This window comes from Rhizobium sp. IY2, assembly GCF_047532935.1.
GTDB classification, from domain to species: Bacteria; Pseudomonadota; Alphaproteobacteria; order Rhizobiales; family Rhizobiaceae; genus Rhizobium; species Rhizobium anhuiense.
Genome location: NZ_JBLKNU010000005.1, coordinates 123,305 through 138,977 on the forward strand (window position 1 = coordinate 123,305; position 15,673 = coordinate 138,977).

The 15,673-nt window shown below is 59.5% G+C and carries 14 protein-coding genes; 6 read left to right on the forward strand and 8 right to left on the reverse strand.

All coding sequences use genetic code 11. The annotated features are described in order from the left end of the window. Window positions 1–70 precede the first annotated feature (70 nt). A complete protein-coding gene (locus ACMUVN_RS18380) occupies window positions 71–907 on the forward strand; it encodes an alpha/beta hydrolase (protein ID WP_047616938.1) in 837 nt (278 codons plus the stop codon). 62 nt (window positions 908–969) lie between these two features. Here the strand turns inward: ACMUVN_RS18380 and ACMUVN_RS18385 are convergent, their stop codons facing one another. Continuing rightward, window positions 970–1,608, reverse strand: coding sequence for a TetR/AcrR family transcriptional regulator (locus ACMUVN_RS18385; RefSeq protein WP_132574805.1), 639 nt, complete (start codon window positions 1,606–1,608; stop codon window positions 970–972). A 164-nt stretch (window positions 1,609–1,772) separates the two neighbouring features. On the opposite strand from ACMUVN_RS18385, the gene ACMUVN_RS18390 reads away from it, so the two are divergent. Then, window positions 1,773–4,229: a beta-glucosidase gene (locus ACMUVN_RS18390; protein ID WP_132574807.1), complete on the forward strand. Its 2,457-nt coding sequence runs from the start codon at window positions 1,773–1,775 to the stop codon at window positions 4,227–4,229. A gap of 131 nt (window positions 4,230–4,360) precedes the next feature. On the opposite strand, the gene ACMUVN_RS18395 is transcribed toward ACMUVN_RS18390, so the two are convergent. The 3 genes from ACMUVN_RS18395 to ACMUVN_RS18405 form a co-directional block, all read right to left on the reverse strand. Further along, window positions 4,361–5,215 (reverse strand): hypothetical protein, encoded by an 855-nt coding sequence (locus tag ACMUVN_RS18395; RefSeq protein ID WP_414815361.1) that lies wholly within the window; start codon window positions 5,213–5,215, stop codon window positions 4,361–4,363. 522 nt (window positions 5,216–5,737) lie between these two features. After that, entirely contained in the window at window positions 5,738–6,274 is a 537-nt protein-coding gene (locus ACMUVN_RS18400; RefSeq protein ID WP_132574811.1) for an OmpA family protein, read from the reverse strand. A gap of 13 nt (window positions 6,275–6,287) precedes the next feature. Then, on the reverse strand, window positions 6,288–6,962 hold the full coding sequence (locus tag ACMUVN_RS18405; protein WP_132574813.1) for a L,D-transpeptidase: 675 nt from the start codon (window positions 6,960–6,962) through the stop codon (window positions 6,288–6,290). A 449-nt stretch (window positions 6,963–7,411) separates the two neighbouring features. Between ACMUVN_RS18405 and ACMUVN_RS18410 the strand changes: the two genes are divergently transcribed. Both ACMUVN_RS18410 and fhuF read left to right on the forward strand, forming a co-directional pair. Next, window positions 7,412–9,595, forward strand: a complete 2,184-nt coding sequence (locus ACMUVN_RS18410; protein ID WP_132574815.1) for a TonB-dependent siderophore receptor — start codon at window positions 7,412–7,414, stop codon at window positions 9,593–9,595. Window positions 9,596–9,597: 2 nt separating this feature from the next. Next, entirely contained in the window at window positions 9,598–10,386 is a 789-nt protein-coding gene (gene fhuF / locus ACMUVN_RS18415; protein ID WP_132574817.1) for a siderophore-iron reductase FhuF, read from the forward strand. 50 nt (window positions 10,387–10,436) lie between these two features. On the opposite strand, the gene ACMUVN_RS18420 is transcribed toward fhuF, so the two are convergent. Next, entirely contained in the window at window positions 10,437–10,928 is a 492-nt protein-coding gene (locus ACMUVN_RS18420; protein ID WP_132574819.1) for a GNAT family N-acetyltransferase, read from the reverse strand. A gap of 163 nt (window positions 10,929–11,091) precedes the next feature. On the opposite strand from ACMUVN_RS18420, the gene ACMUVN_RS18425 reads away from it, so the two are divergent. Beyond that, window positions 11,092–11,751, forward strand: a complete 660-nt coding sequence (locus ACMUVN_RS18425) for a sigma-70 family RNA polymerase sigma factor (protein WP_132574821.1) — start codon at window positions 11,092–11,094, stop codon at window positions 11,749–11,751. Here the strand turns inward: ACMUVN_RS18425 and ACMUVN_RS18430 are convergent. The 3 genes from ACMUVN_RS18430 to ACMUVN_RS18440 are packed head-to-tail and all read right to left on the reverse strand — an operon-like array spanning window position 11,642 to window position 15,247. After that, complete coding sequence (locus tag ACMUVN_RS18430; protein ID WP_063474049.1) at window positions 11,642–12,829, reverse strand: PLP-dependent transferase; 1,188 nt, start codon at window positions 12,827–12,829, stop codon at window positions 11,642–11,644. The genes ACMUVN_RS18425 and ACMUVN_RS18430 overlap by 110 nt on opposite strands. Window positions 12,830–12,839: 10 nt before the next feature. Continuing rightward, window positions 12,840–14,261, reverse strand: coding sequence for an MATE family efflux transporter (locus tag ACMUVN_RS18435; protein WP_097543317.1), 1,422 nt, complete (start codon window positions 14,259–14,261; stop codon window positions 12,840–12,842). Next, the gene (locus tag ACMUVN_RS18440) at window positions 14,258–15,247 is read right to left on the reverse strand and encodes a GNAT family N-acetyltransferase (RefSeq protein WP_097543318.1); all 990 of its coding nucleotides are present in this window, start codon (window positions 15,245–15,247) and stop codon (window positions 14,258–14,260) included. Before ACMUVN_RS18440 ends, ACMUVN_RS18435 begins: the two co-directional genes overlap by 4 nt. Window positions 15,248–15,441: 194 nt before the next feature. Here ACMUVN_RS18440 and ACMUVN_RS18445 point away from each other — a divergent pair, with 194 nt between their 5' ends. Then, on the forward strand, window positions 15,442–15,660 hold the full coding sequence (locus tag ACMUVN_RS18445) for an MbtH family protein (protein ID WP_168333288.1): 219 nt from the start codon (window positions 15,442–15,444) through the stop codon (window positions 15,658–15,660). The last annotated feature ends 13 nt before the right edge of the window (window positions 15,661–15,673 follow it).

A 15,673-nucleotide genomic window follows, 5' to 3' on the forward strand; every position in this document is an offset into this window, starting at 1 on the left:
TGATCAATATTGCATAGGAAATATCCTCTGTCTGAATGCGCGGCCAGCCAATATCAAAGGAGTGAGCGATATGCGGGACTATGCAAAAGAACGACCCGAGCACACGGAAAAATACATCGGAGAGAATGACTTATTTCTGGAAATATTTCATGGGCGCGGTGATTCAAGGCAGTCCGTTCGGCCGCCTTTGCTCTTCGTCCACGGCGCCTTTACCGGGAGCTGGATGTGGAGCAAGTACATTCCGCATTTCATATCGGCGGGATGGAACTCTTATTGCATCAACCTGCGAGGCCACTACAAAAGCAGGTCGGCGGATTTCACAAAAATCCTGTTTGAAGATTACCTGGAAGACATCCGGCTGGTGATCTCCGAAATCGTCGAAGAATGTGGAACTCCTCCCATCGTGATCGGATTCAGCATGGGAGGAATCCTGAGCCAAAAGCTGGCGGAAAGCGTGGGGATTGCCGGACTGGTGCTGATCGATTCCAGCATTTGCAGGGAAGTGCATGCCGAAGTGCCCTATCGCGATCTCGCGTTAAGAATGCCCGGCCTCGTGGTCCCCGCGCCCGCACGCGACGAGCAAATGAGTATCGATGAAACATTCGAGGATATCGCATTCCAGCGGAAGTACCTGTCCATGGAATCTGCAAAGGCATTCTGCGCATTTTCCTTTCATTTCGGGGCGGAGGGGATTTCCGTCGAAGGCGAGAGGATCACCTGTCCCAGCCTCGTCATTTGCGCCGTCAACGATGAATCCGATGATCATCGAGGCAGGGCGACGGCTCGCCACATCGGCGGCGAGTACCTGGGGCTCCGGGGCACGACACATACGGGTCTGCTTGTCGGACAGAGGTATTCCGAAGCGGTAAGCCGAATTATCGACTGGTTGGCGCGCTTTGATGGATGATAGATCTGCCGATCGGGCGTCATCCTCGACCGGCTCCCGAGCACAGAGCCGCAAGCCAAAGCTCAATCCTCCAGACCAAGGCTCGCCAGCAGGCGGCTGACATAGGCTTCCAACCCGCCGACCATATCGAAACGCGCGGGATCGCGCAGCCAGAGCATTTGCAGGCCATCCATCACCGCAATCAGCTCGGCCGCCATCGCCTTGCCATCGATCCTGCCGTCTATCGAGCCATCGGCAACAGCCCGGTCGACGGTCGCGGCGATATCGTTCTGCAACTGGGTGGCGCGATTGAGAAACCATGCCTTGGCCGGGTGGTCCTTCATCAGGCTCTCGGCATTCAGGATAGCGAAGGCCCTGATGACCTCGACCATTTCGGCGTTGCGGCGGAAGACCTCGACCATACCTTTGAGAAGGCCACGCAGGTCGGCACGATGGATGCCGATGAAGCTTTCGCTTTCGAGATCGCGCTTGTCCAGAATGGCGAGCAGCAGATCGACTTTGGTTGGGAAGTGGTGCAGCAGGCCGGGCAGCGACAGGCCGACGTCGCGGGCCACATCGCCGATGGCGGCATTCTGGTAGCCGTCTTCGGCGAAGCGCCGCATCGCGGCCGTCAGGATCTCCGCGCGGCGCGCCTGGCCCTTGCGGGATCTGCGTCGTCGCTTTTCCTCCTGTCCAGACTTCAATTCGGCAAACTCTGCCATCGTCTCTCCTCTTCGGCACTCTCAATCCATACATCAGGCTTAGGCGGTTGACATCTTAAAAATACCGAGTAATCGGTAGGTTTAAGAATTGCATGGCGCGGAGCAGTCGCGCACGCCTGGCGCCGCCGCGCAGCGCCCGAATTCCAGTTCAAGGGGAGGTTTGCATGATCGATTCCATTCTCGACAAGATGACGCTCGAGGAGCAAGTCTCGCTGTTATCAGGCGCCGATTTCTGGACGACGGTTCCCGTCGAGCGTCTTGGTGTGCCGAAAATCAAGGTGACGGACGGACCGAATGGCGCGCGCGGCGCGGGTTCGCTGGTCGGCGGCGTCAAGGCGACCTGCTTTCCCACTGCCATCGCGCTCGGCGCCACCTGGAATCCCGATCTCGTCGGGCGCATGGGCGTGGCGCTTGCCCATCAGGCAAAGAGCAAGGGGGCCGCGGTGCTGCTAGCGCCCACGGTGAATATCCATCGTTCCGGTCTCAACGGGCGGAATTTCGAATGTTATTCCGAGGATCCGATGCTGACCGCGGAACTCGCCGTTGCCTACATCAAGGGCGTGCAGAGCCAGGGGATCGCGGCGACGATCAAGCACTTCGCCGGCAACGAATCCGAGATCGAGCGGCAGACCATGTCTTCCGATATCGACGAGCGGGCGCTGCGCGAGATCTACTTTCCGCCCTTCGAACAGGCTGTCAGGCGCGCCGGCGTGATGGCCGTCATGTCCTCCTATAACCGCCTCAACGGCACCTATACGAGTGAGCACGAGTGGCTGTTGACCAAGGTGCTGCGCCAGGAATGGGGCTTCGACGGTATCGTCATGTCCGACTGGTTCGGTTCGCATTCGACGGCCGAGACGATCAATGCCGGTCTTGATCTCGAAATGCCGGGTCCGGCCCGTGATCGCGGCGAGAAACTGGTTGCGGCCGTGCGCGAGGGGAAGGTCGAAGCGGCCACCGTGCGGGCGGCGGCGCGGCGTATCCTGCGTCTGCTCGAGCGGGTGGGCGCCTTCGAGACGGCGCCCGATCTCACGGAGCAGGCGGTCGACCTGCCGGAGGACCGGGCGCTGATCCGGCGCATCGGCGCAGAAGGCGCAGTCCTTCTGAAGAACGACGGCATCCTGCCACTTGCCAAGACTTCGCTCGACCGGCTTGCTGTCATCGGACCCAACGCTGCGAGCGCGCGCGTCATGGGCGGCGGCAGCGCGCAGATCGCGGCGCATTATACGATCAGTCCGCTCGAAGGAATCCGCGCGGCCCTTGCCAACGCCAATAGCGTCAGCCACGCCGTCGGTTGCCGCCATAACCGTCTGATCGAAGTGTTCAAGGGAAAGATCACCGTCGAATATTTCAAGGGACGAGGCTGCCAGGGCACGCCCATTCACGTCGAGACCGTCGACAAGGGCGAGTTCTTCTGGTTCGAGCTGCCTTCGGGCGAGCTCGACCCCGCCGATTTCTCGGCCCGGATGACGATGCAATTCGTGCCGGAGGAGAGCGGCGATCATGTCTTCGGCATGACCAATGCCGGACTGGCGCGGCTCTTCGTCGATGGCAGGCTGACGGTTGACGGCCATGACGGCTGGACCCGCGGGGAGAATTATTTCGGCACGGCCAATGACGAACAGCGCAGCATGGTTACGCTCGATGCGGGCCGAGCCCATGCCGTCACCGTCGAGTATGACCCGCCGGTGGCGAACGGGCAGGGGATCAATCTCACGGCCATTCGGTTCGGCGTCGAAAAGCCCTTGGGTGAGGCCGATATCCAGGAAGCTGTCGAGATGGCGCTGAACGCCGATGTCGCCCTTCTCTTCGTCGGCCGCGACGGCGAATGGGATACCGAAGGTTTGGACCTGCCCGACATGCGGCTTCCGGGTCGGCAGGAGGAACTGATCGAGCGGGTTGCGGCTGCCAATGCCAACACCGTCGTCGTGCTGCAGACCGGCGGTCCGGTGGAAATGCCCTGGCTCGGCAAGGTCCGCGCCGTGCTGCAGATCTGGTATCCCGGTCAGGAGCTGGGCAACGCCGTCGCCGATGTCCTGTTCGGCGATGCCGAGCCCGGCGGACGCCTGCCGCAGACATTCCCCAAGGCGCTTGCCGACAATTCCGCAATCACAGGCGATCCAGCCGTCTATCCGGGTAAGGATGGCCACGTGCGCTACGCCGAAGGCGTCTTCATCGGTTATCGTCATCACGATACACGCGCTGTCGAACCGCTCTTCCCCTTCGGTTTCGGCCTTGGCTATACCCGCTTCAACTGGGGCGAGCCGCGGCTCTCGGCCAACGAAATGGGTCCTGAAGGCCTGACTGTCAGCATCGATGTGACCAATGTCGGCGACCGGGTGGGGTCGGAACTGGTCCAGCTCTATGTGCGCTCGCCAAAGTCCCAGGTGGAGCGGCCGGACAAGGAACTGCGCGCTTTCGCAAAGCTTTCGTTGCTCCTTGGTGAGACTGGCACGGCCGACCTGAAGATCCTGCCGCGCGACCTCGCCTATTTCGACGTCGAGGCCGGCGTCTTCCGCGCCGAAGCGGGCGGCTACCAACTGGTCGTGGCGGCGAATGCCGCGGATATCAGGTTCGTCATCGACCTGCCGTCACCACTCGAGTATCGGCTGCCGGCTTAAGCCGGCATAATATGAGAACAGTTCAACTCATAGTGACTTTATCGTTGCGCTGGACTTGCCGACGCGAAGGCAAAGACAGGTTCCGTATACGGCTAGAGCGGTTCAGCTTTTAACGGAAGCGGCGAACCACTCTATCCTTTGTTTTCTTCTAGATATGTTCGAAGGGCCTGCTCGCATTCTTGGGAGAGTTCCATCGGAAGCTCTAGCCTTGGGTGATCGCTAGCATCGACTTGAAAATCGTATCCGCCTGAAGTTGGAAGGAGCGTGACGGAGCTCTTTCCGGTATAGTGACTCAGAGTTTCTACGACGTAATCGACACCCCAAATGTGCGGTGTTTCTCCCATTAACCGAGGCTCTAGGTAAGGCGTTTCGATCACAAAGAAATCCGGGCCGCCTTGATGCCAACGTCCCACTAACAGTGAACTACCGAGATGAGTTGCGTAATACACGGCTTCGATCTTGCTGAAAATACGCCCCGTTTTGGTAACGTTTTCTACGTCGGGCCGGACAGAGGCTGCTTCGTCCTCATCCCAATAATCGCGGAAGACATATAATACGCGGTCAAGTTGCTCAAAACCTACTTCGCCGCTTACCATGATGTCGAAGGCACCTCCAACGCCTTCGTCTAGGTGGCGTCCCTGCCGATGCTGGCTCAATAAATATCTAGCGCACACTCCAAACAACTCAGCGAACAAACTAGTTCCGTCAAGGGAGGCGATGGCTCGATGATTTATAAACTGTTCAAAATACTTGCGTCCAGATCCGCCAAGCAAATTGAAATTACCTTCTTTGGGGGTGCTTGTGGCTATATTGTGAGAAATAGAAACCGGTCCGCAGTCCTTCGATATGCCGAAGATGAACCAGCTAGCATCTGAACCGCGAGGAAGATTCGCTTGCTCTACTAAGTGCTGGAAATCGGAAATGCTCGGCATAACTTCTGGTGAGTTTGCGAATAGAAACCTGATTGAATGCTCGTAAGCTCCCATTGTTCCACTCCAGCCTAGAACCAGAAATGAACCAATTGGGAAAATTTTCCGAGCAAGGCCCGCGACCCACCGGCCACTATCAAACATTTGTTCAGTCTCGTTGGGTAACCGCTGTGTAGGAATTGGAGAGTCATGGTGAACGCGGGAGTTGGTTGTAAGGAGTGCGTCTCCAACAGCGAGAAAATGCGGGGGTCTTACGAGCGCAGCAATTAACGTCATTTGTGATCTCTCGTTGCTAAATGTGAAACTGGTGACCTTTATGATCTTGTCTTCAAGAGCGCTTTCGCCGCAAATAACGATCGAAGCGCCAGTCTCGTCTTCGAGAGAGCCTTTCTTCGATGATGTTGGAAGCCTCGACGAGGACATCAAAAAGGCGAGGAGCTAGCTTTGCGTAGAAGCTTCTTCTGCAGAATACGCGGCTCAGAAAGACGTTTGAACGGTTCGACTGATCCTGAGTTCGGCTGACGACCTCCATGCACTTTGGATTCACATGCTCGATCGCCGATGCGGCAAGCGGCCCAATCAGACCGCGTCGGGCTGGGTGCGCAGGTTGGTGACGACGCGGCGGTTCTGCACCCTGCAGGAGCGCTCCGTGCAGTCGCGGACTTCGCGGTCGTTGCCGTAGCCCTTGGCCCACATGCGCCCGGCGTCCACGCCCTTCGAGACGAGGTAGGTCATCGCCGCATCGGCGCGCTTCTGCGACAGCGTCTGCATTTTCGATGCGGAGCCGGAATCGTCGGCAAATCCCTGCAGCTTGAGCAGCCAGGTCGGGTTCTTGTTCAGCCAGGTGGCCTGGTTGTCCAAGGTTGCCATGGCGACGGAATCGAGCGTGGCGGAATCCTGCGTGAAGTAGATCCGTCGGCCGACATTGAGGATGAAATCCTCCTCGCTGCCGGCTGCGACATTTTCGAAACCGGGCGCGGGATCGTTGGTCTGGCCGGTCATCGGCGCGGCGGTGGGTTCTTCCAGGGAGGCGATCTCGGTGGTGGAGCAGGCGGCAAGCGCCAGGAGCATGGCCGCGGCGAGAAGGCGCCTCGTATATCCGGTCATCGCAGACATCAGGGGATATTCCTTATTGGACCGGGGTTGCTTGACTGACCTGAGCAGCACTTTCAGCCTGATCGGCAATATGCGGCAGGACCTGCACCGCGGTGCCGATGGGGCAACGCTGATAAAGATCGATGGCGTCTTCGTTGAACATGCGGATACAGCCGCTGGAGGCATCCTTGCCGATGCTCCACGGCTCCAATGTGCCATGGAAGCGATAGCCGGTGTCGACGCCGTCGCGATGCAGGTACATGGCGCGGGGGCCGAGCGGGTTCTTTGGTGAGCCTCCCGCCACGAATTCCGGCAGCTCGGGATGGCGCTTGCGCATCTCCGGCGGCGGCGTCCAGCGCGGCCAAAGCGATTTACGGTCGATGGTGGCGCGGCCAAACCATTTGAAACCCTCGCGGCCGACTCCGACGCCGTAGCGAATGGCGGTCTTGTTCTCCATGATGACGTAGAGAAAATGGTGCCGTGTATCGACGACGACGGTGCCGATCGGCTCGCTGCTGAAATATTTGACGACCTGGCGGAGCCACTTCTTGTCGATCTTGGCGAAGTTGGTCTTTTGGAACGTCACGCCATTGTCGACGATGGTGCCGGCAAAATAGGAAGACGCAGCGGCAAATGCGGGTTTCCGGATCGCACTCGCACCTAGTAACGCCAAGCCACCAAGCAAAATATTCCTGCGGGTCCCCACCATCGGCAATATCCCCCTTAAAGCCAGCAGCGGAGTATTAGTAAATCAGATTTTTCATTTGCGACAACAGAAAATTCTTTTCCTCCTTAAAGACAGAGATCGAGTTCTCGGTCTCAAGGAGCTGTATTGCTCTGATCGTTACTCCAGGAGGACGATGCTACGCCCAACAGACGTACGGATCCCTTGAACGGATAGGACAGCTGTCAACAGTCCCGATGCTGCGTCGAAAAATACCTGCGATGCGTCAACGTCCTCAATGACGCTTTGCCGATTCCGGTGGCAATTTACCTCTGCGCAGAACGTGCTGGCCCCGATGTTGCGTGCAACCTCCTCGGTAGTGTCGGAGCACGAATTTTTATCGATTAAAAGGTGACTAAAACAATCACCTTATGTTGACAAGATCTCTTTCGCTCCATAGTTTCCGCCCGCATCCGAGAGGTAGGGACCAAGCAATGGCGTGTGTTTTTTTGAATGTTTCTAATAATGTATCGAGAATTTATAGAGATAGCCTATTTGTCACGACAGCGATCGTCCTGATCGGCATTGCAGCATCGCCGGCCGCAGCCCAGAGCGCCTCAACGGATACCAATGCGACAGCGTTGGATCCGATCGTCATTGAAGGCGGCGCATCCTCTGATAGCAAGACCGACCGGACCTCCGTTGCCGCCAAGAACAGCTCGGCTGCGACCAAAATCAATACGCCGCTCATCGAAACGCCGCGTTCGGTCTCGGTGACCACCGAGAAGGAAATCGAGCAGCGCGGCGCGCAGAGCATCATCGAGGCCGTGCGTTATTCGGCCGGCGTGACGACCGGACCGAACGGCTTCGACCCGCGCTTCGACCAGATCTTCATTCGCGGCTTCAACATCACGACGGTCGGTGACTATCGTGACAGCTTGCGCCAGCCCTATATCAATTACGGCATGTTCCGCACCGATCCATATCAACTGCAGCGCGTCGAGGTGATCAAGGGACCGGTATCCGTTCTCTACGGCTCGGGATCGCCGGGTGGTTTGGTGAACAAGATATCGAAGCTTCCAACCGAAGAGCCGATCCACGAAGTCGGCATCTCCTACAGCACCAAGGATCGGGTGCAGGGGATGTTCGATTTCGGTGGACCGATCAGCGAAGGGAACGACGATTTTCTCTATCGCATCGTCGGTCTCGCCCGCCGCGGGGACAACAATTTCGATATTGCCGACGACCGCTATTTCCTGGCGCCGTCCTTCACCTGGAAGCCCGACGAGGGCACCTCCTTCACGCTGTACGGCCTGGCGCAGTCCGACGAGACCGATGCCAATGTCGGCGCGATCACGACCGCCGCCGGCAAGATTCTCGACATAAGGCAGAGCGATCCCGATTACGACTACCAGAAGGTCAAGCAGCAGCAGGTCGGTTATCAGTTCGAGCACGAGTTCGACAACGGCCTGACCTTCCGCCAGAACCTGCGCTATTCGCATCTCGATCTCAGGGCTCGTTACCTCGGCGTTTCCAGCTGGACCGGCACCGTCGCTCATCGTAACGCCAGTTCGATCCGCGACGAGATGAACGTCTTCCAGGTCGACAACCAGCTCGAGGCGAAGTTCGATACCGGCCCGCTTGCCCATACGATGCTGTTCGGGCTCGACTACACCAATCTCCAGTCGAACTGGGGCTATGGCATCGGGGCGGTGAACTCGGCATTCGATTTCGATATCGCCAACCCGACCTATGGGGTCTCAGGCGCCACGCCGGACTATAACTTCATCGTTGCCGATGCCGATATGCGCCAAGTCGGCGTTTACGCCCTGGATCAGATCGAGGCTGGAAACTGGCGCTTCAACCTCGGCGGTCGCCAGACCTGGGTGAACCAGACGCGCGACACGACCTACCCCTCTTTCGGCTTGAGCGACTCGGAAGACGTCAACAAGAATGCCTTCTCCTGGCAGGCCGGTGCGCTTTACCTCTTCGACAACGGCATTGCGCCCTTCGTTTCCTATGCGACCTCGTTCGATCCGGTGACCAACCGGTCGACATCCGGCAAGATCCTGGAGCCGACGGAGGGCGAACAATACGAAGTCGGCGTGAAATATCAGCCGCCCGGCACCGACATCCTGCTGTCGGCGGTCGCCTATCACATCGTCGAAAAGAACAAGCCGGTGCTCGTCAATCCGCTGACCCTCGCCTATGATTCGCTCGGCGAAGTGACGGGAAAAGGCATCGAGCTTGAAGCGCGTGCGGCAGTTGCCGACGGCCTCGACATCATTGCGGCCTACACCTACAACCATTCCGAGGTGACCGGAGGCGACAATGAGGGCAACACGCCGGCCTTCACGCCCGCGCATGTCGCAAGCCTCTGGGCCAACTATACTTTCCAGGAAACCAACCCCTTCAATGGCCTCTCGCTCGGCGCAGGTGTCCGCTACATCAGCAACAATTGGACGGATACAGCCAACACCTCGAAGAACCCGTCGAGCTTCTATGTCGATGCATCCGCCGCCTATGATTTCGGGGCGGTCGACAAGAAATATGAAGGCCTGACCGCTGCTTTCAATATCCGCAACATTGCCGACCACCGCGACACGGTCTGCAATGAGGGCTTCTGCTATCTCGGCCAGGGCCGCAACATGACAGCCACCTTGAAGTATCGGTGGTAGGCATGGCGGCAGCGACGAACGGGGCACCTCGGCGCCCGACCTCGATCGCTCATCATCCTGTCGCCCACCAGGCCGTCGACCTTGACGGCCTGGTGGGCGACAGCCCGTTCTCCTATTGCCGCGGCAAGCTGCTCGGCGCGCCACCGCAGACAGGCATCGTCGTCCCCTGCAGGGATCTTTGCGACCGGGCGATCTTTGACGAGGTCATTGGCCGTTATGCGCAAAAGTTTCCGGGCAGCGACCGCCGCGCGATCGTCTCCATGTGGACGCTCTACTATTTCAGCATGCTGACGATCGCTCCGAGCGTCCACATGTTCGTGCATCGGATCGGGCTGCCGTTGGACATCGACCGGCTGTCGCTCATCTGCAACGAGCATACGGGCGAGCCGGAGGCATTCGTAATGTCCGAAAGGCCTGAGGCGACCACCGATCCGGCGGCCGAGCTTCACCGGCTGATGCGTGGCCACGCCGAGCCGGTGATCGCCGCAATCGCCGTCAATGCCGCCGTCGCTCCGAAGCTTCTCTGGAACAATGTTGCGGCGTATCTCTCCTGGATTCTCAAGGAGATCGCCCATCGCCACGAGCCCGGCCTCGTCGAAGGCGGGATGGCCCTGCTGGAAGAGGCGGTATGGCCGTGCGGCAGGCGCAATCCGATGTTCGGCATGATCCGCATCGCACGACAGCAATGCGGCCTCGAATTCGCCCGCCGGAAGGTCTGCTGCCTGCGTTATAACCTGCCGGGAGTCGGTGGCTGCGGTGAAGCCTGCCCGCTGCCGGATGGGCGTCATTAGAGCGGTTCAGCTTTTAACGCAAGCGCCGAACCGCCCTATCCTTTTGTGTTCTACGCAATTTCCTGACCTTCCGGGACATCGGCGAGCGGCTTGACCATGAACAGGCACGGATGGTCCTCGTGCCAGAGGTTTGCAAAGACCTCCGCGCGCACGAAGCCGTTCCGGTCATAGAAGCGCCGCGTCGCCTCGAATTGTGGCTCGTCGCAGCCGCGGGGGGCGAGCGTCTTGACCGTCAGCAGCCGGGCGCCCGATTCATGGCCGAAGCGTTCGGCCGCATCGATGAGATGGCGTCCGGCGCCGCGACCGTGGTGTTCGGGTCGTGTCGCAATCAGCGCGATCTCGACGGCACCGGGCGGGTGCGGCTTAAGCGCCATCAATGCCGTCACGACATCCGTTTCGATATAGCCGAACACCGGCAGGTCTTCGATCGCCCGGGCGCTCGCTTCGATCACCTCCGGTTCTGAAAACCAGTCGGGCAAAGCTCCCATGATCGATCGGCAGAGCTCCGCCTTGCCCGTCAGGATCTCCACTGTCCTTCCCATTTTTTCTCGCTTTCATCAGGTCGATTTAAACTTGACTCTTGTTATCACCTTAAAATAGACACTGCAATCAAATCGTGTAGTTTTTCTCGAAAAGGCCCGCCAAGACCGCACCCGACCAGCAACGACAGAGCCTGATTTTCCATTTGTAAAAGGGTACAGGACAATGCAAGCATTGCATCGTGATGTGAACGGAAATGCCGTTGTCAACGCCATGATCGAAAACAAGGACAAGCTCCTTAGAACGATTGAAAGCGTTGTCAAATCAAAGTTATATTCGGAAGATATCTTTCAGGATGGAGTCATTAAAGCCTATGGGGTCAAGACCGACGGCATTCGCTGCCCGATCGGTTACGCCTTCCGGATGGTCTATAATCTCGCACTCGACGAGAGCCGCCGCCGACGCCAGCAGATGAACAACTATAGGTCGATAGACCAGGTTCAGGAGATCACGGCTCCCATCCCCACCGTGCTCGACCAGCTGGTCGCCGCCGAGACCTTGCGCAATGTGCTTGCCTCGCTCGAGGCGCTGCCGAAGCGAACCAATGATGCCTTCGTTCGCCATCGCCTCAACGGCGTGCCGCAGAAGGACATCGCAGCCGAACTCGGCGTCTCAAGGACCCTCGTCAACTTCATGATCAAGGCGGCGGAGGAACATTGCCATCTGGCAATCACCGAACCTGCTTCCCGCCCCGATCATGCAAGCCGGCAGGATCCTACCGTTTCGCTGCGTGCAGCGCCTGCTGCAGATCGCTCCACAACAGTTCCGGCTCTTCCAGGCCAACGGCGAAACGAACCGTCTGCTCGCTCACGCCGAACCGGATGAAAGAGGTCATCCGGTCGGGGATCTGCAGCGCGACCTTGGCAGGGACCACCAGCGTTTCCGGTCCCCCCCAGCTGACGCCGAGGCGGATGTCGCGAAGGCTGTTTACGAAGCGCGCAACATCGATATCGGGATTGAGATCGAAGGCAAACAGCCCCGCGTAACCCGTGAGCGTTGCCCGGCCGGGATGGTCCTGAAACACCGGATGACGAACGCGTGCGATGGCGGAATGCTCCTTCAGCCGCCCGGCCAGCAAAAGCCCGCTGCGCTCATGCTCCTTGAGACGCACACGCAGCGTACGCATGCCGCGCAGCAGCAGCCAGGCCTCGAACGGTGAAAGCTTGGCGCCGACATAGGGGTAGGACGTGGCATTGATCCTGGCGATGGCCTCCTTCGAGCCGACGACGATGCCGGCGACCGTATCGCTGTGACCGCCGAGATATTTCGAGGCGGCGTGAATGACGATGTCGACGCCATGCTGGATCGGTTTCTGAAACAGCGGCGTTGCCCAGGAATTGTCGATGACGGTGGTAACGCCGGCCTCCTTTGCCATGGCCGACAGCGCCGCAATGTCCTGAAGCTCGAAGACGAAGGATGTGGGGTTTTCGAGGTAGAGCAGCTTGGCGCCCGACAGCGCCTTGCGGACCTCGTCGTGGTCGGCAGGATCCACGAAGTCCACCGCGACCCCGAGCCTGCCGAGCAGCTTCACCAGAAGGCGGTAAACATCGTTGTAGAGGTGACGGACCGCAACGACCCGGTCGCCCGCCTGCACGAGGCTCAGAATTGTCGATGTGATGGCGGCCGTTCCGCTCGAGAAGGCACGTCCGTCCTCTGCGCCCTCGAGGCGGGCGACCAGGAGTTCGAATTCGCGGACCGTCGGATTGTCGCCGCGCGAATAGATATAGTTGCGGGTACGACCGGCGAAGACATCCTCCATCGCCTCGTAACTGTCGTAGGTGAAGAGGGACGTCTGGAAGATCGGCGGAGACACGGCGTTGAATGCTGCCGGATCGACAGGCGTAAAGAGATCGTCGGCGGTCGCATGGGCGCCAAGGTCGTGCGGGTTGATCGACTGGTTCATGGTCATCCTCTCATGGACAAAAGCTGGGATATGGACGGATGGAGGTCAGATGGTCGGCGGAGCGCTGCCGCAGCGCTCGAAGTGCGCTCATCAGGCAGATGGCCGACAGCAAGCCGGTCAGGGCCGAGGCCAGGAATATGGCTGCCAGCAGACCTGAAAAGCCGAAAAAGGGCGGCAGGAGCGCCATCAGCGGAAAAAGCAGATACCCATTCTGCGCCAGGCCGATGGCAACCGCCGCTTTCGGTCTGCCCTGAGCCTGGAAGAGGATCAGCACCGTTTGCCGCAGACCGAACAGCAGAAGCGGAAGATGGGTTGAGATGATCGCTTGCCCCGCAATATCAATCACCGTGGGATCGTCGGTGAAGAATGAGGCAAGCTGTTCGGAGAAGGCGAGCGCTGTGAGCCCATAGGCGCCACTCACTGCACTGGTGACCACTGTCAGGATGCGCGTTGCCGACAGCACCCGGGCCATATCGCCTCGACCCCAGGCAAAGCTCAGGATCGACTGGGCCCCGAGTGAAATGCCGATGACGGGGAGCGTTCCCACGGCAAGCAGCCGCAAGGCAATGCCAACGCCGGCGATGCCGGCTTCTCCGTGATAGGTACCGGCGAGCGACACCATTGCCGCAATCGCGCCTGCGGTTGCGAGACTGGTCAGCGTCGTCGGCGCGCCCACGGCAAGAACCGCTCTGAGAGAGCCGATATCTCTCCACCGCCAGCCAAGCGTCAGCCTGACCGTTCCAAGCCGCCTGGCGTGGTAGGCGCCATAGATGCAAAGCGCGACGAGCTGGGACAGGATGGTTGCGATTGCAACGCCCTGCAGGCCGAGACCGAAGCCGAAGATCATGATCGGGTCGAGGATCATGTTCAGCGCAAAGCAGGCGACCAGCGTCCACATGCTGAAGCGGGCATTGCCCTCTGCGATCGCCAGGAAATCGAGAATGATCTGCGCCATCGTCAGCGGCACCGAGATCGCAATGATCATCAGATAATGCTGCGCGAGCGGCTGAAGGGCAGGCGTGGCACCGAACAGCAGCAAATCCGGAAATGCGACGATCGCAATAGCGCTGGCCGCGCCGAAGACGACACCGGCCGCAAGGCTGATCGAGGCGATGATGCCGGCCCGGGATCGGTTGCCGGCGCCGAGCATCCGCCCGACCTCTGTTGCGACACCGACGCCGATCCCTTCGCCGAAGGCGGCGATAAGCATCAGGATCGGCAGGACGATCATGATCGCCGCGATCTGGTCTTCCCCGATCATTCCGACGAAGACCATGTTGATCGTATGATGGGCGGCGTTGATCGACAGGCCGAACATGGCCGGCAGTCCGAGCCGAAGCAGCAGCCTGAAAAGCTGGGGACTGGCAAGGTCCTCCGGTGCGAGGCGTTGCCGTCTCCGGAAGCTGCCGCTTGCGTCGCTCATGTCGTTCATGATGCAGGCACCCAGAGACGGTCACCGAAGAAACGCTCGCGGCCGAGCATCACGAGCAGCGCCCGCTTGTGCGGAAAATCGAAATGCTTGACCTTGGCAAAACCGGAGCGATCGAGGTTGCGGATCTGCTGCTCGTGACTGGCGCGCGGCTCGCCGACGATGCGCTTGGTGCGCGGATCGTCCAGGAAGATGAAATGCATCAGCGAGGGAAGCCAGGCGCTGATCCATTTCTTGCCGCGATAATCGGGCTCGCCGATAGCGACATGCCAACCGCGATCATAGTCGTCGGCATCGTAAAAGGGACCGAGCCGGTTCTCCTTGGCCCAGTAGACTTCGAAATAGCCGAAGGGGATATCTGCGAAACTGCCGATCAGCGGCAGGACATGTGGATCGGCGATCCTCTCTTCCAGGATCTCCCGATGTTTGTCGATCGAGCCGGCATCCTCCCAGATCGTGTTGACCTGTTCGTCGTTCATCCAGCGATGAAAGACTGCAAGATCGGTCTCGGGATCGGCCACCGTGAAGGTGATATCCCGCTCCAGCCAGGGGATGAACCGCCTGTAGATGGTGCCCTTCAGCTTTGCCGGCCGGCGCGGATGATAGCGGCCCGCAGTCATCTCCTGCACGGGCGGCAGGGGATAGGATAGCTGCGGCAGCCAGAGCGAGGGCCACTGCCACAGGATCGCCGAATCGAGCCCTCCGCCTGCGTCCGCAATGTGTCCGGGAAGGCTTGTCTGATGCCCTTCGAAGACGACTGAGGTGATCGAGCGATCTTCTGCCGTCACCGCTTCGGCCGCCGCCATCAGAAGCTCCGGCGATTGAACCGGATCCCCATGGTAGAAGGTCACCGACGCTACGCCGGCCTCCACCTCGAATGCGGCTTCGTGGTGGCCATAGGCGGTCTTGAGGTGAATGAGATTGGGCGCGAGACTGACGTAGCTGCGCGACTGCAGAGCGCGCCTTTGTTTGGCGGCGTCGAAATCCATGATGTTCTCCTTGCCGAGTCGGGCCTTTGGCGCTGTGAGCATGAAGCGAGCTCTTGCGCCGATTTGGTAGAATGACGATCCATCTCCCGCCGAATTTAGGGATAAGCGAAGAAAAAAATTCTCATCAATTTTCTAAACTGCGGCCTGCCGGATCCGTCATTTGCGCATGACCATCATCACCGCAGGAGCTGCGAATGAATAATCTTGAGCCCCACGACGATCTCTGGATCGCCGTTATCGACACCGAGCGTCGCTACTCGGTCTGGCCGCAGGACAAGCGGATTCCCATCGGCTGGGAGCCCGCGGGTTTTGCCGGTTCGCGCCAGCAATGCCTGGCGCATATCCGCGAGGTCTGGGCGGATCCGCGCCCGCTCTCTTTGCGCTTGGCGATATCAGGCGATGCGCGTCTCTGAAACGGCTGGATGG